Annotated in this window: 19 protein-coding genes and 3 pseudogenes; 16 read left to right on the top strand and 6 right to left on the bottom strand. The window is 65.1% G+C overall.

Features of this window, described 5'->3' with window-relative positions; all coding sequences use genetic code 11:
* The first annotated feature begins 14 nt into the window (after nucleotides 1-14).
* Together ACKWRH_RS23900 and ACKWRH_RS23895 are read left to right on the top strand one after the other, a co-directional pair.
* Complete coding sequence (locus tag ACKWRH_RS23900) at nucleotides 15-1,025, top strand: DUF6925 family protein (RefSeq protein WP_445215517.1); 1,011 nt, start codon at nucleotides 15-17, stop codon at nucleotides 1,023-1,025.
* 61 nt (nucleotides 1,026-1,086) lie between these two features.
* Nucleotides 1,087-1,668: a hypothetical protein gene (locus ACKWRH_RS23895; protein WP_445215516.1), complete on the top strand. Its 582-nt coding sequence runs from the start codon at nucleotides 1,087-1,089 to the stop codon at nucleotides 1,666-1,668.
* A gap of 67 nt (nucleotides 1,669-1,735) precedes the next feature.
* On the opposite strand, the pseudogene ACKWRH_RS23890 reads toward ACKWRH_RS23895, so the two are convergent.
* Nucleotides 1,736-1,949, bottom strand: a pseudogene (locus ACKWRH_RS23890) (hypothetical protein).
* Entirely contained in the window at nucleotides 1,949-2,389 is a 441-nt protein-coding gene (locus tag ACKWRH_RS23885) for a hypothetical protein (protein ID WP_445215515.1), read from the bottom strand. The pseudogene ACKWRH_RS23890 and the gene ACKWRH_RS23885 overlap by 1 nt, the downstream one beginning before the upstream one ends.
* Before the next feature lie 85 nt (nucleotides 2,390-2,474).
* Between ACKWRH_RS23885 and ACKWRH_RS23880 the strand changes: the two genes are divergently transcribed.
* The 5 genes and pseudogenes from ACKWRH_RS23880 to ACKWRH_RS23860 all read left to right on the top strand — a co-directional run bounded on the left by ACKWRH_RS23880 (nucleotide 2,475) and on the right by ACKWRH_RS23860 (nucleotide 6,554).
* On the top strand, nucleotides 2,475-2,885 hold the full coding sequence (locus ACKWRH_RS23880) for a MerR family transcriptional regulator (RefSeq protein ID WP_445215514.1): 411 nt from the start codon (nucleotides 2,475-2,477) through the stop codon (nucleotides 2,883-2,885).
* Between the two features lie 18 nt (nucleotides 2,886-2,903).
* A pseudogene (locus ACKWRH_RS23875) lies at nucleotides 2,904-3,044 on the top strand (ribonucleotide-diphosphate reductase subunit beta); the annotation flags it as partial.
* A gap of 75 nt (nucleotides 3,045-3,119) precedes the next feature.
* Entirely contained in the window at nucleotides 3,120-3,578 is a 459-nt protein-coding gene (locus ACKWRH_RS23870) for a GNAT family N-acetyltransferase (RefSeq protein WP_445215513.1), read from the top strand.
* A 434-nt stretch (nucleotides 3,579-4,012) separates the two neighbouring features.
* The gene (gene ilvD, locus ACKWRH_RS23865) at nucleotides 4,013-5,737 is read left to right on the top strand and encodes a dihydroxy-acid dehydratase (protein WP_445215512.1); all 1,725 of its coding nucleotides are present in this window, start codon (nucleotides 4,013-4,015) and stop codon (nucleotides 5,735-5,737) included.
* Complete coding sequence (locus tag ACKWRH_RS23860) at nucleotides 5,724-6,554, top strand: tetratricopeptide repeat protein (protein WP_445215511.1); 831 nt, start codon at nucleotides 5,724-5,726, stop codon at nucleotides 6,552-6,554. Before ilvD ends, ACKWRH_RS23860 begins: the two co-directional genes overlap by 14 nt.
* Before the next feature lie 87 nt (nucleotides 6,555-6,641).
* Here ACKWRH_RS23860 and xth read toward each other — a convergent pair whose 3' ends face one another.
* Nucleotides 6,642-7,439 (bottom strand): exodeoxyribonuclease III, encoded by a 798-nt coding sequence (xth, locus tag ACKWRH_RS23855; RefSeq protein WP_445215510.1) that lies wholly within the window; start codon nucleotides 7,437-7,439, stop codon nucleotides 6,642-6,644.
* A gap of 133 nt (nucleotides 7,440-7,572) precedes the next feature.
* Between xth and ACKWRH_RS23850 the strand changes: the two genes are divergently transcribed.
* Entirely contained in the window at nucleotides 7,573-9,903 is a 2,331-nt protein-coding gene (locus tag ACKWRH_RS23850; RefSeq protein WP_445215509.1) for an ATP-binding protein, read from the top strand.
* Between the two features lie 4 nt (nucleotides 9,904-9,907).
* Here the strand turns inward: ACKWRH_RS23850 and ACKWRH_RS23845 are convergent.
* Both ACKWRH_RS23845 and ACKWRH_RS23840 read right to left on the bottom strand, forming a co-directional pair.
* Nucleotides 9,908-10,018 (bottom strand): annotated as a pseudogene (locus ACKWRH_RS23845) (iron-sulfur cluster assembly accessory protein); the annotation flags it as partial.
* 73 nt (nucleotides 10,019-10,091) lie between these two features.
* Nucleotides 10,092-10,994, bottom strand: coding sequence for a hypothetical protein (locus ACKWRH_RS23840; protein ID WP_445215508.1), 903 nt, complete (start codon nucleotides 10,992-10,994; stop codon nucleotides 10,092-10,094).
* A 238-nt stretch (nucleotides 10,995-11,232) separates the two neighbouring features.
* Here ACKWRH_RS23840 and ACKWRH_RS23835 point away from each other — a divergent pair, with 238 nt between their 5' ends.
* The gene (locus ACKWRH_RS23835) at nucleotides 11,233-11,754 is read left to right on the top strand and encodes a methyltransferase family protein (protein ID WP_445215507.1); all 522 of its coding nucleotides are present in this window, start codon (nucleotides 11,233-11,235) and stop codon (nucleotides 11,752-11,754) included.
* Nucleotides 11,755-12,029: 275 nt separating this feature from the next.
* Here the strand turns inward: ACKWRH_RS23835 and erpA are convergent, their stop codons facing one another.
* Nucleotides 12,030-12,359 carry an iron-sulfur cluster insertion protein ErpA gene (gene erpA / locus ACKWRH_RS23830; protein WP_014495044.1) on the bottom strand — a complete coding sequence of 110 codons (330 nt, stop codon included), beginning with the start codon at nucleotides 12,357-12,359 and terminating at the stop codon, nucleotides 12,030-12,032.
* Between the two features lie 123 nt (nucleotides 12,360-12,482).
* Between erpA and ACKWRH_RS23825 the strand changes: the two genes are divergently transcribed.
* The 7 genes from ACKWRH_RS23825 to ACKWRH_RS23795 all read left to right on the top strand — a co-directional run bounded on the left by ACKWRH_RS23825 (nucleotide 12,483) and on the right by ACKWRH_RS23795 (nucleotide 20,335).
* A complete protein-coding gene (locus ACKWRH_RS23825) occupies nucleotides 12,483-13,691 on the top strand; it encodes a deoxyguanosinetriphosphate triphosphohydrolase (protein ID WP_445215506.1) in 1,209 nt (402 codons plus the stop codon).
* Between the two features lie 9 nt (nucleotides 13,692-13,700).
* The gene (gene argS, locus ACKWRH_RS23820; RefSeq protein WP_445215505.1) at nucleotides 13,701-15,491 is read left to right on the top strand and encodes an arginine--tRNA ligase; all 1,791 of its coding nucleotides are present in this window, start codon (nucleotides 13,701-13,703) and stop codon (nucleotides 15,489-15,491) included.
* Between the two features lie 141 nt (nucleotides 15,492-15,632).
* The gene (locus ACKWRH_RS23815; protein WP_445222469.1) at nucleotides 15,633-17,249 is read left to right on the top strand and encodes an SPOR domain-containing protein; all 1,617 of its coding nucleotides are present in this window, start codon (nucleotides 15,633-15,635) and stop codon (nucleotides 17,247-17,249) included.
* A gap of 46 nt (nucleotides 17,250-17,295) precedes the next feature.
* Entirely contained in the window at nucleotides 17,296-18,324 is a 1,029-nt protein-coding gene (nagZ, locus tag ACKWRH_RS23810) for a beta-N-acetylhexosaminidase (RefSeq protein ID WP_445215504.1), read from the top strand.
* A complete protein-coding gene (locus tag ACKWRH_RS23805) occupies nucleotides 18,321-19,160 on the top strand; it encodes a segregation and condensation protein A (RefSeq protein WP_445215503.1) in 840 nt (279 codons plus the stop codon). The genes nagZ and ACKWRH_RS23805 overlap by 4 nt, the downstream gene beginning before the upstream one ends.
* 21 nt (nucleotides 19,161-19,181) lie before the next feature.
* Nucleotides 19,182-19,931: an SMC-Scp complex subunit ScpB gene (gene scpB / locus ACKWRH_RS23800; protein WP_063983111.1), complete on the top strand. Its 750-nt coding sequence runs from the start codon at nucleotides 19,182-19,184 to the stop codon at nucleotides 19,929-19,931.
* 167 nt (nucleotides 19,932-20,098) lie between these two features.
* A complete protein-coding gene (locus ACKWRH_RS23795; RefSeq protein ID WP_028156107.1) occupies nucleotides 20,099-20,335 on the top strand; it encodes a twin-arginine translocase TatA/TatE family subunit in 237 nt (78 codons plus the stop codon).
* Nucleotide 20,336: the final 1 nt, after the last annotated feature.

Below are 20,336 nucleotides of genomic sequence, written 5' to 3'. Positions count from 1 at the left end.
GAGAGAGAAGCCTCATGACAACGGCCGATCCGCTCATGGACCTGATCGCAAGCCAGCTTGCCGACCCTGAGGCCGGCTGGAGCGTCGGCACGTTCGGTGCCATTGCCGAGTTCACACGCGAGCCCGGCGAGGCCTTCGATATCGAGCAGTCGCGCAACGGGATCAGCGTCGTGACGCGGAAGGGTGGGATACGCGTTGTCTCCCACCCGGATCTGCGCCTGATCGCATCGGAATCGCCGACCACGGAGAGCTGGAGCCACCGCCTCGCGCTGTGTCTTCCGCATGAAGCCAGCGCCATGAGTGGTCGTACCGTGCTGACCGAGCTCGGCCCGGATATCGAGGCGCTCCTGACGAGGGATCGCAGCGGCATCCTGTTCGACCTTGGCCTCGGCGCATTGCAAATCGACGCCTGCATCCGCGTCAGCGATGCCGATGCCGTTGCCGCGCTCAGGAGCCGCACGGGCCAATCCGTGTTCGCGCCTGAAAGCGACGCCATGCGGATTATTCTGGCCGCCAATCCGCACCGCGTCTTCATCAGTCGCATCGGGCGCGCCGAGGTATTTCAGCCGATCCCGCCACCGGGCGGGCGAAGCCCTGACGGCCCGCACACCCACGTCCTGCCAAAGCTGCTCGCGCATCGCCGCACCCATGCTGCGACTGAGCCACTGCCTGAGGGGTGGATCGCCTGCGTGCATCTCTATCCGGCCCATCCGCTGCGCGATCAGCTCGGCCGCAAGCGCGCTTTCCGGCCGGATCATCACGCAGCCTTCCAGGTGCTGCTCGAACTCTATGGGGTGCCGGAGCTGACGGCGTGCAAGAGGGCCGTGGTCGAAGCGGTCGCGAAGGGGCGGGGACCTGAGACGGTGACGCTTCCGCCAGATCGCACGGCGCGCGCCACCGTTCGCGTGGCCTTGCGCCAATTGGCGGCGATGGAGCCGCACGCCGCGACACTCGCCGCCTGGCTTGCCGCCTACGACCGGCGCGATCCAGCCGAGACTGAAGATCCCATGGAGGCTCTTCACTGAGTCAGACGCGATGCCGCGTTCCAGCAAAAATGTGCTACAAATCCCACAAGGAGATCGTTCCATGACTGTCACCATCCTGCCGCCCCACGCCGACCGTTTCCGCCTTCATCCGGTCGCGTCGCGCCTCGCGCCGATGTTCTGCTTTGCGCTGCTGACGGTGTCATGCGCGCTCGCGAGCTTCGCACTTGCCTGCGCGACGCCGTTTGCGGCGTTCGCCGTCGTCGCCGCCGCGATGCTGCCGATGCGTCCGGCGCTGCTCGTCGTCACCGGCGCCTGGCTCGTGAACCAGACCATCGGATTCGGCGCGCTGCATTATCCCATTGATGGCAGCACCATCGCCTGGGGCTTTGTGATTGGCGCGGCTGCGCTGCTGTCGACCGTGGCGGCGTCGACCGTTCTCCGCCTGCTGCCGCAAGGCCGCACGCCGCTGATGCTGGCCATCGCGCTCGTCGCCGCCTACGCCGCCTATGAGTTCGTGTTGCTTGCCGCGACGCCGTTCCTGGGCGGAGAGGGCGCGTTCACTGCGGCCATCGTGATGCGCATCGGGCTGACCAGCGCCGTCTGGCTCGCCGGCCTCGTCGCCGCCTGCGAGATCGTCCGCCTGGTCGGTCCGTTCGGGCGCAAGGGCGCAATGTCGGCCTGAGTGGCTGACTGGTGGCCCGGATTGCGCTGCGCTCCATCCGGGCTACGAGACAAGAGTCCGGTCATGTCTATGACCGGACCATCGCCCACCGCCGCAAGGCGACCGCCGTCCACACCATCTCGACAAACCCGAACGGCCAGGCGCCCTGGAGAAAGCCGTAGGCGCCACTGAGCGCGCACGCCGCCGCGAAGGCCAGCACATAGTGAGGCCCGCGGCTCAAGCGCGTAGAACAGCAGCATCGCGCTGACCGACAGCAGTCCGAAGATCGTCAGCGTATCCATCAGCCCGCCGGCGGTTTCGGCTTCTTGGCGACCCCGAGCGCGTGAAAGACGGCGGGCCCCATCACCGGCCACAGCGCGGCCGTCGCGGTCAGGACGGTTGCCACGCACATCGCGGCCAGCACCGACGATCGGATTTTCAGGCCTGATGTCCGCGATCGCCACACGATCCAGCCCCATGCGGAGAGCACTATTGCGATCGACAACTTCGTCATCAGGCCGTGCGCGTGATCGAGCGCGGCGATCAGGCTTCCGGCGCTGGCGAGCACGACAGCGGGCAATGTGAAGGGCAGCACACAGCACGCCGTGCAGGCCGCAGCGGCGACCGCAGTCGCAACCGCCGTGCCTGCGGCCTTGCCGCCGCTCGGCTCTGCCTTCGCCGCGCAGCCGCATCCCGGCGAGGCCTCGGACGGAAGATTGCAGGACGGTCCAATAACGCTCATGTGATTCTCCTCGTGCTTGTGCGTCGCGGACCCGATCGCTACGCCCTCAAGCCACTTGAGGTTCAAGCGAAAAGTGAGAGCTTCCATGCGAATTGGTGTCCTCGCCAAAGCGGCCGGCGTCTCGGTCCCCACCATCCGCTATTACGAGAGCATTGGCCTGTTGATGCCGCCGGCACGGCAAGGCGGCCAGCGCGTCTATGGCGAACAGGCTCTCGGTGCGATCCGCCTCATCAGGCACTGCCGCGATCTCGATTTCTCGATCGACGAGACGCGTGAACTCCTCGCATCGGTGCAGCGATGCGCGCCGTGCAGTGAAACGAGGACCTTTGCGGAGAAGCACCTCGGTGCAATCAGGGCGAAAATTGCGGAGCTGCGTGTGCTGGAAGCGACAGTGGCGTCGCTGGTGAGCGACTGCGAGGCGACATGCAGCGGCAGCGTCGCGCCGGACTGTGTGATCCTGCAGTCGGGATGCGGACCTCATAGCGCGCCAAGTTGAGGCGCGCTCCAGGATTGAATCGGACTCGCATCCGTTTTCGCCGAGGTCGAGAACCCGTTCCCGTGGATGTCGGAGGCGATGGACCTGAAGAAGGAGAAGAACTTCTTCGAGACCCGCGTCATCGAATACCAGAATGGTGGTGCGCTGACTTGGGAATAGCATCGATAGTGGCTATGCCGCGGGCGTGCCACCTGTGCTTAAACGGTGGCACGCGTACGACTGCAGGGGGATGAGGTGGAGATCCGACGAGACGATCCGACGGCGCCCTATGTCGCCGACTTGTTGGCACATCATCTCGAGGAGTTGCGCAGCGTCATGGCCGAGCACGCCTTCGCTCTCGATGCCACCGGCCTTTCGGCTGCCACCGTGACCTTCTGGACGGCTTGGCGGGACGATGTCCTGCTCGGGTTCGGTGCGCTGAAGGAGCTGGATCATACGCATGGCGAGGTGAAGTCGATGCGTGCCGCGCCGGCTGCGCGGGGCACCGGGATAGGGCGCGCACTGTTGAGCCATATCATCGCTGAAGCCCGCACGCGGGGTTACGTGCACCTCAGCCTGGAGACCGGCACGGCAGCCCTGCACGCGCCCGCCATCTCGCTCTACCGCAGCGCCGGTTTCGTCTCCTGCGCGCCGTTCGCCGACTATGAGGCAAGCCCGCACAACCAGTTCATGCGGCTCGACCTGACCGATTGAGTTGCCTTCGTCCAGGGGACATTTGCCGGTGGGCTATTGTTACGGTCCGGAGAGGGGGGCATCGCCGACAACGGAGGGCGGCACCGACTCACCTTAGTGCAGTGCGCCTCGTTACCGAGCAGAAGTCAGGCGCGCCAAGCCTACGGAGCAATCTTGAGTTGTGAATTGTCATAATCACGAGGGTATTACAGTAAGCCGACCCGTGTCTTCCCGGTAACGATTGTGCCGTCTCTGCAACACTCATCTTGGATTAAACCCTTATCTCCGTCCGTTCGCATCAGCGCCGCTTTTTAGCCACACCCGAACATGAATAAAATCGCTCTAAAGTTTGAAGGGCATCGGCGGTCTTCGAAGGACTGGAAATCCCAAGGTCGATTCAAATCTTGGCTCTGATTTTTCGGGTCTGAAAGGGTTGCCGGGGAAACTGGTTTGCGATGGACGCAAAGACCGACATCAAGCAGAGGCTGCCGAGCCGTCACGTGACGGAAGGCCCGACGCGCGCGCCGCACCGGTCCTACTTCTACGCCATGGGTCTGACCACCGAGCAGATCCACCAGCCCTTCGTCGGCGTCGCCTCCTGCTGGAACGAGGCCGCCCCCTGCAACATCTCCCTGATGCGCCAGGCGCAGGCGGTGAAGAAGGGCGTGGCATCCGCCGGCGGCACCCCCCGTGAATTCTGCACCATCACCGTCACCGACGGCATCGCCATGGGCCATGATGGCATGCGCTCGTCGCTGCCGTCGCGCGAGTGCATCGCCGATTCCGTCGAGCTGACCGTGCGCGGCCACGCCTATGACGCGCTCGTGGGCCTTGCCGGTTGCGACAAGTCGCTGCCGGGCATGATGATGGCGATGGTCCGTCTCAACGTGCCTTCGATCTTCATCTACGGCGGCTCGATCCTGCCCGGCAATTTCCGCGGACAGCAGGTCACCGTGCAGGACATGTTCGAGGCGGTCGGCAAGCACTCAGTCGGCGCCATGTCGGACGAGGACCTCGACGAGATCGAGCGCGTGGCCTGCCCCTCGGCGGGCGCCTGCGGCGCGCAATTCACCGCCAACACCATGGCGACCGTCTCCGAGGCGATCGGCCTGGCGCTGCCGTACTCGGCCGGCGCCCCGGCACCGTATGAAATCCGCGACGCTTTCTGCATGACCGCGGGCGAGAAGGTCATGGACCTGATCGCCTCCAACCTCCGGCCGCGCGACATCGTGACACGGAAGGCGCTTGAGAACGCCGCCGCCGTGGTCGCGGCGTCCGGTGGCTCGACCAATGCTGCACTGCACCTGCCGGCGATCGCGCACGAGGCCGGCATCAAGTTCGACCTGTTCGACGTCGCCGAAATCTTCAAAAAGACACCATATGTCGCGGATTTGAAGCCGGGTGGCCGTTATGTCGCCAAAGACATGTTTGAAGTAGGTGGCATACCGCTTCTGATGAAGACGCTGCTCGACAACGGATTTCTCCACGGCGACTGCATTACGGTCACCGGTCGAACGATCGCCGAAAACCTCAAAAGCGTGAAGTGGAATCCGCACCAGGATGTGGTGCACCCGGCAGACAAGCCGATCACCGTCACTGGTGGTGTGGTGGGTCTGAAGGGCAATCTGGCGCCAGAAGGTGCGATCGTGAAAGTCGCGGGAATGTCTAACCTGAGGTTCACCGGTCCGGCGCGATGCTTCGACCGGGAGGAGGACGCCTTCGAGGCCGTCCAGAACCGCACCTACAGGGAAGGCGAAGTCATCGTGATCCGCTACGAGGGCCCCAAGGGCGGTCCTGGCATGCGGGAAATGCTCCAGACCACCGCGGCGCTGACCGGCCAGGGCATGGGCGGCAAGATCGCGCTCATCACCGACGGCCGCTTCTCCGGCGCCACCCGTGGCTTCTGCATCGGCCATGTCGGGCCGGAAGCCGCCATCGGCGGCCCGATCGGGCTGCTCGAGGATGGCGACATCATCGAGATCGACGCGGTCGTAGGTACCCTTAACGTAAAATTGAGCGACCAGGAGCTCGCCCAGCGCAAGACCAAATGGAGGGCTCGCGCGACTAACCACACGTCGGGTGCGCTCTGGAAGTATGCTCAGCAGGTTGGACCAGCGGTCGGTGGGGCAGTAACCCATCCGGGCGGCGCGCACGAGAAACAGTGCTATGCGGACATCTAGGCGTGCCATAGTTGCGTTTGTGTTGGGGGCCGGTGCGCTGGCCGCGCCGGCGCTCGCCTTTGACGGCTCGGCCAGCAAGGATGCGGCCCTTCCGGTCGTGACCACCTTGCCGGGCGCCGCGGGTGCCGTGCGCAGCAAGGTGGCGGCACCGGCGACCACGCCCCAGGAAACCTCGCTCAGCGCTCTGCAATATGCTGCCGAAGGCGGTCATCCCGGCGCTCAGTTCAAGCTCGGCCGCATGTATGCCAACGGCGACGGCGTCGCTCAGGACGATGTGCGCGCCTTTGAATATTTCAGCCGCATCGCCAATGCGCATGCCGAGGACAGCCCGTCGGCGCCGCAGGCGCAGGTCGTGGCCAACGCCTTCGTCGCGCTCGGCCGCTACTATCTGAGCGGTATCCCGAACTCGAAGATCAAGTCGGATCCGGACCGGGCGCGGGAGATGTTCTCCTATGCGGCCTCCTATTTCGGCAATGCGGATGCGCAGTACGATCTCGCTCGGCTGTATCTGAAGACTCCGGACGCCTCGCGCGAGGATTTCCGCTATGGCGCGCGCTGGCTCGGCCTTGCCGCCCAGAAGGGCCAGCATGAGGCGCAGGCGCTGCTCGGCCAGATGCTGTTCAATGGCGACCGTCTGCCGCGGCAGGCCGCGCGCGGCCTGATGTGGCTGACGCTGGCGCGTGACAGCGCCGGTATCGAGGAAACCTGGATCAAGGAAAGCTACAACCGCGCTTTCGCCAAGGCCTCGGACGACGACCGCGCCATGTGCCTGCAAATGCTGGAACAGTGGGTGCAGGGCGTTCAGGGGCGCCGGTAGTAGGTACCCCCGCCGGGTAGGGTAGGTTAGCCCGCGGCTGCGCGAAGCGCAGTCCGCCGACACCATCCAGCACCTCCACGCTTCAGCTCAAGCCGCCTCCAGATCCAGATCCGCCCATACCGGCACGTGGTCCGACGGCTTCTCCCAGGCCCGCACATAGCTGTCGATGCCGACATCGGCGAGCCGGTCGCTGGCCTGCGGCGACAGCAGCAGATGGTCGATCCTCAGGCCATGGTTCTTCTGCCAGGCGCCGGCCTGGTAGTCCCAGAAGGTGTAGAGCCCAGGCTCGTCGGTGACCGCGCGCAGGGCGTCGGTGAGGCCGAGGCCGAGCAGGGACTGAAAGCTCTCCCGCGTCTCGGCCTTGAACAGGGCGTCCTCAGTCCAGGCGGCGGGATTATGGACGTCGCGGGCATGCGGGATGACGTTGAAGTCGCCTGCGAGGATCAGCGGCTCCTCGGCCTTGAGGCGCTCCCTCGAATACTCAAGAAGCCGCGACATCCATTTGAGCTTGTAGGGATATTTCTCGGTCCCGACCGGATTGCCATTGGGCAGATAGAGGCAGGCGATGCGCATCACCCCGTGCTTGAGCGTGACCACGCCCTCGAGGAAACGGGCATGGGCGTCCTCGTCGTCGCCGGCGAGGCCCGACTTGGTCTCGTCGAAGCGGAGCTTCGAGAGCAAAGCGACGCCGTTGAAGGTCTTCTGACCGTGGGTGACCACGTTGTAGCCGAGCGCCTCGATCTCCAGCCGCGGGAAGGCCTCGTCGACGCATTTGATCTCCTGCAGGCAGACGATGTCCGGCTGGCACTCCTTCAGCCAGGTCAGTAGCAGGTCGATCCGCTGCCGGACCGAGTTCACGTTCCAGGTGGCAACTCTGATGGGCATTGGCGGGGCTCCGGGCAAGGGGTCATGGTTAGAACAAACTGCAAACGCGCCCGTCAAGGACGCCGCAAAATCTCCCACAAAATTAACCCGGCTTAAGCCGGGCTCGGGCCATTGATACCGAAAAGGTTTTCGAATGGGATGGCCGGACAAATCCATGAAGCGAGCTGAGCCGCGCGACGGCCTGATCGGCGCGTTCCTGTACTGGCTCGGCGGCTTCGAGATCGAGGACGGCCTGACCGCCGATCTCAGCGAGCGCGAGCTGCGCCGCATCCGCGCCAAGCAGATCGACGCGGTGATGCGCGCGATCCCGGTGACCATGGCCGTCACCATGCTCAACGTCGCCATCGTCCTGATCCTGTTCTGGGGCAGGGGCTGGAACGATTTCCTCGCGATCTGGGGCATGACCCTCGCCGTCACCGCCTCGCTTGCCGTGCGCGCGTGGCGGCTGTCGCATCAAAACCCGTCGCAGGAAGCGTCATCGCGCGCCGCGCGGCAGATGCTGCGGCAGGCGTTCTTCCTCGCGGCGATCTGGGGCACGCTGCCGCTCGCGTTGTTCAGCCGGGTCGAGCCGACCAGTCAGCTCATCCTGGCCTGCCTGATGGTCGGCATGATGTCCGGCGGCGCCTTCACGCTGTCGACCTTCCCGCGCGCGGGCCTCGTCTATCTCGCGACCGTGACGATGGCCTGTGCCGGCGCGCTGTTCCTGTGCGGCACCGGGCCGTATCTGCTGACCGCGGTGTTCCTGCTGCTGTTCGCGTTCTTCATGGCGCGCAACATCGTCTCGCAGGGCAATCTGTTCCTCGGCAATCTCAAGGCCCGGCTCGAGCTCGAACGACAGACCGAGATCATCTCGCTGCTGCTGAAGGACTTTCAGGAGAACGCCAGCGACTGGTTGTGGCAGACCGACGCCGAAGGGCATCTCGTCGACGTACCCCAACGCTTCGCCGAAGTGGCGCAGCTTCCGCTCCCGTTGCTGAAGGGCTCGCATTTCGTCGACGTGCTCAACATGCTCTGTCCCGACGACAAGAGCGCGGCCTACAACGTCGTCGGCCTGATGGAGCAGAGCGAGCCGCTGCACGAGATGAACCTGAAGGTCGTCGCCGGTGGCGAGGCACGCCTGTGGTCGCTCACTGCGAAGCCGGCCTACGACCGCGACGGCCAGTTCCTCGGCTATCGCGGCTTCGGCCGCGACGTCACCGAACGCTGGCGCGCCGAAAAGGCGGAGGCCGAGAGCCGCGCCAAGTCCGACTTCCTGGCGGTGATGAGCCACGAGATCCGCACGCCCATGAACGGCGTGCTCGGGCTTGCCAGCATGCTGCTGGAAACCAAGCTCGATCCGGAGCAGCACGAGGCCGTCACTTCGATCCGCGAGTCCGGCGACAATCTCCAGCGCATCCTCAACGATATCCTCGATCTGTCCAAGCTCGAGGCCGGACGCTTCGCGTTCGAGGCGATCGACTTCGCTCCGCAGGCGCTGGTCGAGACAGTTGCGACCGTCGTGCGCGCAGGCGCCAAGAGCAAGGGGCTCGCCGTCAAGGTCGAGCTCGATCCGAACCTGCCGCCGACGCTGCGCGGTGATGTCGCGCGGATCCGGCAGGTGCTGCTCAACCTCGCCTCCAACGCGGTAAAGTTCACCGACGAAGGCGAGGTGACGATCAAGGCCACCTGCCAGGCGCGCCGCGATCTGCTTGCGACCGTCGAATGGACCGTGACCGACAGCGGCATCGGGATTGCGCCCGAGAAGCTCGGGGAGCTGTTCTCCGACTTCGCGCAGGCCGACGCCTCGATCAGCCGCCGCTTTGGCGGCACCGGGCTAGGGCTTGCGATCTCGCGGCGCATCATCGAGCAGATGGGCGGCACCATCGGCGTCACCTCGACGCCGGGCGAGGGCTCGACCTTCCGCTTCACGCTGGTGCTGCCCTGGAGCCAAGCGCAGGTCTCCGACCAGGCGGCGGGCAGCGATGAAGCCGACGAGCTCAAGGCGCGTATCGCGAGGCTCGACCGGCCGCTGAAGGTGCTGGTTGCCGAGGACGATGCCGTCAACCGCATGGTCGTGACCAAGATGTTGGGGGCGTTCGACGTCGAGCTGCGCGTCGTCACCGACGGCGTCCAGGCGGTCGAGGCTGCCTCGGAGAGCGATTACGATGTCGTGCTCATGGACGTGCGCATGCCGGACATGGACGGCCTTGCCGCGACGCGGGCGATCCGCGCGCAAGGCGGGCGCTTCGAAGCCTTGCCGATCGTCGCTCTCACCGCCAACGCCTTCCCCGAGGACGTCAAGATCTGCCGCGAGGCCGGCATGTCGGATTTTCTGGCAAAGCCGCTGCGTAAGCCCGCGCTCGCCGCCGCCTTGCTGCGCGCGCTCGACGGCCACGCGATGTCGGAGGACGTGCCGCTTCAACCGGAGCTGACGCCGGTCGAGGTCGCGTGGACAGACGAGGAAAGGCAGATGACGGGCGCGTAAGCGCTCAGATCGAGAAGCGGCTCCCGCAGCCGCAGAACGCCGTCGCGTTGGGATTGTCGACGCCGAACGAGGCACCGATCAGATCGTCGACGAAGTCGATTTGATTCCCCGCAATTCCCAGATTCGTAGTCTGGCGCTCTGTCCAGCTGAGCTACGGGCGCGTGCGTCGGCAATGTAACGCGGCGCCGTTACAGTTTTCCATACACTCGCCCGGCGATCGCCTTCAGGCGCTCGACCGATCCGGACTCCGGGTGCGGCTTGACCGGCGCGAACAGGATCGACGCCTGCCTGCCGCCCTTCCAGACATAGATGTTGACGGCGTTGCCGTTGCCCTTGGTGCAGGAGTGCTCGCCGAACGCTTCACTGCCGAGTTCGGGTATCGCCACGTGTTTGCACGGGCCCGTGCGCTTCATCATGCTGATGACGGTGTCGCGCGAGATCGCGATCACCGCGACAGTCATGGTGTTGGCCTCGCGATCGAACATCATGCAGCTGCCCGCGCCGGTCCGCTGGACCGTCAGCGTGCCCTTGTCGAGAAAGCCGTCGGCATCCGCGGCAGTGAGCCACTCGCAATTGCCGAACCGCTCGCTGCTCTTGCTCACGTTCCCGATGGCAACGCGCGCGGCTTCCGTGAGCGATCCGAGCAGCGCGCCGTCGGCGCGCCGGCCGATCGGATAGACGCTGATCTGCAGAATGTAATCGCCGGACAAGGCGACGACCGAGGCCTCCTGGCGCTCTGCGCCGGCGGCGCTCGTTCCGCCCTGGCCTTCGTCACCGATCCCCGCGACTGCGCTAAGCGGCATGCGCTCGCCAAGCGTCTTGACGAAGGTCGCGTACAATTCCCTGGCGCGGTCCTTGTCGGGATTGCGGAATACGGTCAGCATCATCGTGTCGCCGCGCCCGCCCTGGTAGATGCAGCCGCGGCCGTCCTGATTTGAAATCAGTGACCATTTGAGCGCCGGCATCGCGCCGGCGAGCTCCTGGGCGCTGATGAACGGGCAGGTTTCGGCAGCGCGCACGGGAAACATCGGGACGGCTGCCATTGCAAGGAATAGAGCGAGGCAAGAGAACAGACGATCAATAATACGCATTGGATAATTTAATACCGCTATTGGCGCGCCACGGCAGATGAAGATGGGCACTATTGCTTCGTCGTGGCGCTATGATGCAACGTTCAATTTTGCTCGACTGCTGCCCAGGGCGGACGTGAGCCGCCGACGCTGCTATGATGAGCAACCGGATTTTGGATGGGGCCACCGCCTACTTCCGCTGAACGCGCTGACCGGACATGGCTGCATTAACATTGCGACAGGACGGGAAGGAGGTGCCATGCCGAAAACGATCGCGATATTGGGCTCCGCCCTCTTCTTTGCGGTTGCGCCCACCACAGTGGCGGGGCTCGTTCCCTGGTGGATTACGCGTTGGGAGTTTCGGCCGCCCTTCTTCGATCTCGACGCGACACGCGCCGTCGGGATCCTGTTGATCGTCGCCGGTCTACCCGGGCTTGTCGACTCGTTTGCACGCTTTGCACTGCAAGGATTGGGCACGCCGGCGCCGATCGCACCGACGCAGAACCTCGTGGTGACAGGTCTCTATCGCTATGTGCGCAATCCTATTTACGTTGCCCTTGTCGCCGTCATTCTGGGCCAAGCGGTCTTGTTCGGCGACCAGCGCCTTCTTGGGTACGGTGTGTTGGTGTGGCTCGCCTTCCACGCGTTTGTCGTGGGGTACGAGGAGCCGGCGCTCGTTCGTACGTTCGGAACCGAGTACGAGGATTTCCGGGCCAATGTCCCGCGCTGGATTCCGCGGCTCACGCCCTGGCGAGCCGCACGACGCCGGAATCATTCGTGACGCGGGCGCCACCGCGGGAAGGGCGTAGTAGCGTGCCCTGTCGTAAAATGGCGCCGCTGACGAGATTCGAACTTTCTAGAATGATTGGACTGCGGCAGGTGCCGCTTCGGCGTCAGACTGTATCGGACCCGCCGAGCCCCCTTGGGGCCCTCGCGATGATCACAAGTTACCCCTGATTTGCCCGACGCGTCAAACGATTTTCGTAAAGTCCGAAATGCATCGTGCCGGCTCCCGGCTACTTTGCATGGGGTTGTTTTTCAGATTTTTAAGTCGGGCTAGATCGAGAAGCTGGTCCCGCAGCCGCAGGATGCCGTCGCATTGGGATTGTTGACGCGGAACGAGGCGCCGATCAGATCGTCGACGAAATCGACCTGCGAGCCCGCCAGGAACGGCTGGGAGGCGGAATCGACCAGCACAACCGCATTCTCCTGCTCGATCACGAGATCGTCGTCGGTGCGGTCGCGGTCGATGTCGAACTTGTACTGGAAGCCCGAGCAGCCGCCGCCCTCGACGGAGATGCGCAGCATCGCGCCAGAACCTTCGCCCTTGAGGATCTCCCCAATCCGGCGCGCGGCGCGGTCACTGATGGTCACGTCAGTCGTCATAGCTCGTCTCCGATAGTCCCGCGGTCATACCAAGTTCACTTGCCCAATTCATTTGGTATCCCGCGTCCGGCATAGTTAAGTGCAAGCATACGCAGAATCAAATGGATAGGGACTAAATTCGTCGTGTCCGTCGGAATGGCAGCCCCCCGTGCGCCCTATGCCTGCGACCCCGACCGGAGCCGCGGCCGGCTGGTCGCGGAGCCGCCGAGCCGGACCCGCAGCCCGTTCCGGCGGGATTGCGACCGGGTGATCCACTCCACCGCGTTCCGCCGCCTGAAGTACAAGACCCAGGTCTTCGTGTTCCACGAGGGCGACCACTACCGCACCCGGCTGACCCATTCGCTGGAGGTGGCGCAGATCGCTCGCGCCCTGGCCCGGCAGCTCGGGTTGGACGAGGACCTCACGGAAACGTTGGCGCTGGCTCATGATCTCGGCCATCCGCCGTTCGGGCACGCCGGCGAGCGGGCGCTGGATGCCTGCCTGAAGGATTTCGGCGGCTTCGACCACAACGCCCAGACCTTGCGCGTCGTCGCTTCGCTCGAGCATCGCTACCCGGAGTTCGACGGTCTCAACCTGACCTGGGAGTCGCTGGAGGGCATCGTCAAGCACAATGGTCCGCTGACGGATCGCAGCGGCGCGCCGGTCGGGCCCTATCGCGGGCACGGCATTCCCGTCGGCATCGCCGACTACATCAAGACCTACGATCTCGAATTGTGGAGCTTCGCCTCGCTGGAGGCGCAGGTCGCCGCGATCGCCGACGACATCGCCTATGACGCCCACGACATCGATGACGGTCTGCGCGCCGGCCTGTTCCATCTCGATGATCTCAAGGTGATGCCGCTGACCGCGGAGATCATCGCCGAGACCTCGGCGCATTACCCCGATCTCGAAGACGTCAGGCGCGGCGCCGAGCTGGTGCGCGAGCTGATCTCGCACTTGATCGGCGCGGTGTATTCGGAGGCGCAGAAGAACCTCGCCGTCGTAAAACCGCAATCGGCCCAGGACGTGCGCCAGCAGAGCCGGGCGCTGGTCACGTTCCCGGCGGCGGTTGCCGAGGAGGAGGCCGCCATCAAGCGCTTTCTCTATCAGCACATGTACCGCCACAAGCGGGTGATGCGGGTGATGGGGGAGGCGGAACAGATTCTGTTCGACCTGTTCGCAAAATACCTGACATCGCCCGGTGAGCTGCCACCGGAATGGCTGCTTGGGGCGGAGGCGGACAATGAGGGCGACCGGGCCCGCCGGATCGGCAATTTCATTGCTGGAATGACCGACCGTTTCGCCCTGACCGAGCACCAGCGGCTCTTTGACTCGACCCCCGATTTGCGTTAGGCGGCGGCCATGCCCGACACATCCTCAGCACTGCACCTGTTCGCCGACGTGCTCGCACGCGTGCACGCCGCCTGCCGCGCGCTCGCGGCGGACGCCAACTGGCCCGAGGGTATCGATTTCTCGCGCGTGGTGGTCGAGCCGCCGCGGGACGCCTCCCACGGCGACATGGCGACCAACGCCGCCATGGTGCTTGCGAAAGAGGCAAAGGCAAAGCCCCGCGATCTCGCCGAGCAGATCGCCGAGCGCCTGCGTGCGGACGCGCTGATTGCCAAGGTCGACGTCGCCGGTCCCGGCTTTATCAACCTGACGCTGAAGCCGGCCGCCTGGGCCGAGGCGCTGCGGACGGTGCTGCGCGAGGGCGCCGATTACGGCCGCGTCCGCGGTGGCTCCAAGGTCAATGTCGAATACGTCTCGGCCAACCCGACCGGACCGATGCATGTTGGCCATTGCCGCGGCGCCGTGTTCGGCGACGCGCTGGCGAGCCTGCTCCAGTTCGGCGGCCACGACGTTACCCGCGAATACTACATCAATGATGCCGGTGCGCAGGTCGACGTGCTCGCGCGTTCCGCCTTCCTGCGGTACCGCGAGGCGCTTGGCGAGGATATCGGCGCGATCCCGGAAGGGCTGTATCCCGGCGACTACCTGAAGCCGGTGGGCGCGGCGCTGGCGAAAGAGCACGGCGACAAGCTCCTTGCGATGAGCGAGGCCGAGTGGTTGCCGACGGTGCGCGCCAAGGCGATCGCGATGATGATGGACGAGATCAAGGACGATCTCGCCGCCCTCAACATCCGCCATGACGTGTTTTTCTCCGAGCGCTCGCTGATCGAGACCGGCAACAACAAGGTCGCCGAGACCATCGATTTCCTGAAGGCCAAGGGCGACATCTACGAGGGCCGCCTGCCGCCGCCGAAGGGCGCGCCGGTCGAGGATTGGGAAGACCGCGAGCAACTGCTGTTCAAGGCGACCGCTTACGGCGACGATGTCGATCGTCCGCTGATCAAGTCGGACAATTCCTATACTTACTTCGCTTCCGATATCGCCTACCACAAGAACAAGTTCGATCGCGGCTTCGCCGAGATGATCGACGTCTGGGGCGCCGACCATGGCGGCTACATCAAGCGGATGCAGGCGGCGGTGAAGGCGACGACATCCGGCAAGGGCGCGCTCGACGTCAAGATCGTCCAGCTCGTGAAGTTGCTGCGCAACGGCGAGCCGGTGAAAATGTCGAAGCGGAGCGGGGATTTCGTCACCTTGCGTGAGGTGGTGGATGAGGTCGGCCAGGACGCCGTCCGCTTCATGATGCTCTACCGCAAGAACGACGCGGTGCTCGACTTCGACCTTGCCAAGGTCATGGAACAGTCGCGCGACAACCCGGTATTCTACGTCCAGTACGGCCACGCCCGCGGCCACTCGATCTTCCGCAACGCCCGGGCCGAGGTGTTCCCGGAACTGCCTGAGGATACCGGCAAGCGCATCGCGTGGCTCGGCGAGTCGGCGGTGGAACGGCTGTCGGACCCGGTCGAGCTCGAGTTGCTCAAGCGCCTCGCAATTTTTCCGCGCATGCTGGAGGCGGCCGCGGCGGCCCATGAGCCGCACCGAATTGCCTTCTATCTCTATGATTTAGCCAGCGAATTTCATGCACTTTGGACGAAGGGGCGCGATTTGCCCTATTTACGCTTCATTATCAATAATGATGCAGATCTTACAAAGGCGCGACTGGCCATGGTCCAGGGCGTCGTCTCGGTTCTGGCATCGGGCCTCGCCATCCTCGGCGTCCATGCTCCGGACGAGATGCGGTAGTTTGGGGCGAACTACTTAAGGGGAATTTTGGGGGGAACCGGCAGAAGCCGGACCGCTTAGACTTGGTTGAATGCCTTGTGGGTCGAAAGCCGCGCCTTGGTCGAGGGGCGCGCGGCTTTCCCGAAGGGACGCATCATCACGATGGCCGAACGATATCAGGACAGAACGTTTCCTTCCGATGGCTATGGTCGCGGTGGCGATCAGCATGGGAAGGCGGACAACGATCCCTTGGCCGAACTCGCCCGCCTGATCGGACAGACCGATCCATTCGCTGCGCAGGGGCGACCGAGCGCGCAGCCGCCGGCACCGCCAGCCCAGAGCTATCAGGACCACGACTATCCGCAGGACGACCATCGGCAGGACTATGCCGAGCAGGCGCCGGCGGCTCCGCCCGGACCACCCTCATGGATGCGGCGCGCCAACGTGCAGCCGCAGCCGGCGCCCGAGCCCGACTATCCCGTTTCTGTGAACCCGGTTCATCCATTGCACCGCTATTCAGCCCAGCCGACCGCGCCCGAGCCTGATTTTCATCAGCCGCAGGCCTATCAGGACCACGCTTACCAGGATCAGGCCTATCAAGCGCAGGCCTATCAGGATCAGGCTCATCAGGGCCGCGCTCACCAGCAGCATGATCAGGCTTACCAGGAGCAAGCCTATCAGGAGCCGCATCAGCCGGCCGATCCGGCGCGCTACGACGACGCGCTCTATGGACGGCTGGAGGGTGGCGAGCAGGATTATCAGCGCGATCCCGCCTATCCGGACGATCCTTACGCGTTCCAGAGCGACTATCCCGAGGCCGATCTCGACGAGCCGAAGAAGCCGCGCGGCGGCATGATGACGGTCGCGGCGATCCTCGCGCTTGCGGTGGTCGGCACTGGCGCGGCCTTCGCCTACAAGACCTATGTCGGTTCGCCCCGCAGCGGCGAGCCGCCGATCATCAAGGCCGACAACACGCCGACCAAGATAGTGCCGGCGCCGACCGACTCCTCGGCCAAGGTGCCGGATCGCATGGCGAGCGGCGACGGCTCCGAGAAGATCGTGCCGCGCGAAGAGGCGCCTGTCGACGTCGCTGCCAAGGCGGGCGGTCCGCGCGTGGTGTTCCCGCCGCTGAATCAGAACGCGAACCCGCCGTCGGTGGCGAGCGTCGCGCCGTCCACGATCCCGCCGCCAAGCGCGGGTCCAATCCCGAGCAACGGCACGCTGCCGGCCAACACGCCGCGCTCGATCAGGACTGTGGCCGTGAGGGGCGATCAGACCGATAGCACCGCGCCGCAATCCGCAGCCGCCAAGCCGACGGCAGCCGCGCCGAAGCCCGTTGCCGTGCCCACCGCACCGGCTGTGCCGCACAATCCGCCGACTTCGGCCAATGCCAGCGCCAACCAGCCGCTCTCGCTCGCGCCGCAATCGACGCCGGTTGCGGAGGTGCCGCAGCGGATGGCTGCGCCGCAGCGGATGGCTGCGACCAACCCGACGCAAATCACGCCGGCCAGCAACGGTGGTGGCGGCTACGTCGTGCAGGTCTCCTCGCAGCAGAGCGAGGACAGCGCGGCCGCGTCCTACCGGGTGCTTCAGAGCAAATATGGCAGCGTGCTTGGATCGCGCTCGCCGGTGATCAAGCGGGTTGATCTGACTGACAAGGGCAAGGGGGTCGTCTATCGCGCTTTCGCCGGACCCTATGGTTCGGCGGAGGAAGCGACGCAGGCTTGCAACAGCCTGAAGTCCGCTGGCCTGTCCGCCTGCTTCGTCCAGAGGAATTAACGGCCGTTTCCTTGACCCCCTCGCGGGGCAGGGTTAATCGGCCGTTATGAGCACGCGGGCCTTCATTACCGGTGTATCCGGAACAGAACTAACCGCCGCCGAGCGGGAGTTTATCCGTGCCGAGCGCCCGTGGGGCTTCATCCTCTTCAAGCGCAATGTCGCGACGCCGGCTCAAGTTGCTGCGCTGGTTGCGGAATTTCGGTCGATTGCGGGAGCGGCTGACGCGCCTGTCCTGATCGACCAGGAGGGGGGCCGCGTACAACGGCTGGGCCCGCCGCACTGGCCGGTCTATCCGCCGGGCGCCATTTTCTCGACCTTGTACGACACTGATTCGGTACTCGGACTGACGGCTGCGCGCCTCAGCGCCCGGCTGATTGCGTCGGATCTCGCCGACCTTGGCATTACCGTGGATTGCCTGCCGCTGGCTGACGTGCCTGTGCCGGGTGCTGATGGCGTCATTGGGAACAGGGCTTACGGCACTGAGCCCGGCAAGGTCGCCGCGATCGCGCGCGCGGTCACCGAGGGCCTGGAGCAGGGCGGCGTGCTGCCGGTTCTGAAGCACATTCCCGGTCATGGACGCGCCACCGCCGACACCCATTTCAAGCTGCCGACGGTCGATGTGCCGAGGGACGAACTCGACCGGACCGACTTTGCGGCCTTCAGGCCGCTGGCCGACCTGCCGATGGCCATGACTGCACATGTTGTGTTTAGCGCAGTCGACCCCGCCCATCCGGCGACGACTTCTGCGACAATGATCACTCAGGTGATTCGCGGCGTGATCGGGTTCCAGGGTTTGTTAATGAGTGATGACGTGTCGATGAACGCGCTGTCGGGGAATATCGCCGAACGGACCCGCGCCATCTTCGCGGCCGGCTGCGACATGGCCCTGCATTGCAACGGCAACATCGAGGAGATGCGCGAGGTCGCCGGCCAGACACCTGAGCTGTCCGGCACGGCGCTGGCGCGGGCGAAAGCCGCACTTGCGTCGCGCAAGGCACCGCAGCCGTTCGACCGTGCGGCCGCACGCGCCGAACTGGACGCATTGATCGCACGGGCAAACACGGCATCCGCATGACCGCAGAAATCCTATCGTTTGAAACCGGGCGGCCCGCAGAGCTCGCCGAGGGTGAGCCGGCGTTGGTGGTGGACGTCGAGGGCTATGAGGGCCCGCTCGACCTGCTGCTCGCGCTGGCGCGGCAGCAGAAGGTCGATCTCGCCAAGATCTCGATCCTGGCGCTGGCCGACCAGTACCTCCACTTCATCGAAGCCGCGCGAAAGATCCGGCTGGAGCTTGCCGCCGATTATCTCGTGATGGCGGCCTGGCTGGCCTTCCTCAAGTCGCGCCTGCTGCTGCCGGAGCCGCCGAGTGCGGAAGGCCCGAGCGCAGAAGAGATGGCGACCGCGCTCGCCAACCGCCTGCGCCGGCTGGAAGCCATTCGCGAAGCCGCCAACCGGCTGATGAACAGGCCGCAATTGCAGCGCGACATCTTCCCGCGCGGCGAGCCCGAGCAGATCGCCGAGATCAAGCACCCGAAATACACCGCGACGCTGTACGACCTGCTCACTGCCTATGCCGCGCAGCGCCAGTCGCGCGTGCTGGCGAGCGTGCATCTGGCCAAGCGCACGGTGTGGTCGCTCGCCGAGGCGCGCGCCACGCTGGAGCGGCTGGTCGGCAGCATCAGCGAACAGGACGACTGGGGCGTTCTCGACGACTTCCTGGTCCGCCACGTCGCCGATCCGACGCAGCGCGCGACGGTGTTCGCTTCGAGCTTTGCCGCCGCGCTCGAGCTAGTGCGCGAAGGTCAGCTCGAGCTGAACCAGAAAGAGGCGTTCGCGCCCATCTATTTCCGGAAGGGGCGCCCGAAACCGGTCGTGGACGCAGCTCCTGCGCCTGATGCGCCGGTCGGTTAAGTGCAAGAAGGAGAAGCTACCATGGCAAGCCTGGCTGAAGTGCGAGTAGAAGAGGCCGAGCCGATGGAGAACGAGTCCCAGGCGCGCCCCGAAGAGCTGCGGCTGCTGGAAGCGCTGCTGTTTGCTTCGAATGAACCGCTGGACACCGCGACGCTGGCCAAGCGCATGCCTGATGGCGTCGACGTCAAGGCTGCGCTCGAACAGCTCCAGGCCGACTATGCCTTGCGCGGCGTCAATCTCGTGCGCGTCGCCAACAAATGGACCTTCCGCACCGCGGGCGATCTCGCCTGGCTGATGACGCGGGAGAGCACCGAGACCCGCCGCCTGTCGCGCGCCGCGATCGAGGTACTGGCGATCATCGCCTATCACCAGCCGGTGACGCGCGCAGAGATCGAAGAGATCCGCGGCGTCGTCACCTCGAAGGGCACGCTCGATGTGCTGCTGGAGACCGGCTGGATCAAGCCGCGCGGTCGTCGCAAGACGCCCGGCCGCCCCTTGACCTTCGGAACCACCGAGGACTTCCTGTCGCAGTTCACGCTGGAACAGCTTGGTGATCTGCCGGGCCTGGAGGAGCTGAAGGGCACGGGCCTGCTGGATTCGCGCCTGCCGACCGGATTCAGCGTGCCGACCCCCTCGGATGACCCGCAGCTGCGCGAGGACGAGGATCCGTTGGAACCGGGCGAGGACCTGGATCTGGCGCTGGCGCCCGCAGTCGAGCCTGAGACGCCGGAAGGCGGCAATGAGGGCGGCGAGGGTGGCAGCGAGGACTGACGTCCCGGCCGTTTAGAGGCTCCCTGCGACCAGTTAACACTGGCAAGATTACGTAGCGCCAACAGCGAATTGGCGCTGCCTTGGTCCTTGTTTTTGAGGCCTGCCGAGCCTAGGTTTCGGGGAAGATCGGCCGGGTCCCCGGCCAAGTGTGTTTGGAGGGTTGCAGGATGGGTTCGCTTAGCATTTGGCACTGGATCCTGGTGATCGCAGTCGTCCTGCTGCTGTTCGGCCGCGGCAAGATTTCGGATCTGATGGGCGACGTGGCCCAGGGCATCAAGGCCTTCAAGAAGGGCATGCAGGACGACGACAAGGTCGCCGACAAGCCCGAGCCGGCCAAGTCGATCGAGCACGCCGCCGCGCCGCCGACCGCGGCCCGGTCCGACGTCGGCAGCAAGGCCGTCTGAG

The organism is Bradyrhizobium sp. Pa8 (assembly GCF_052588265.1).
This window is presented reverse-complemented; position numbering and strand designations above follow the sequence as displayed.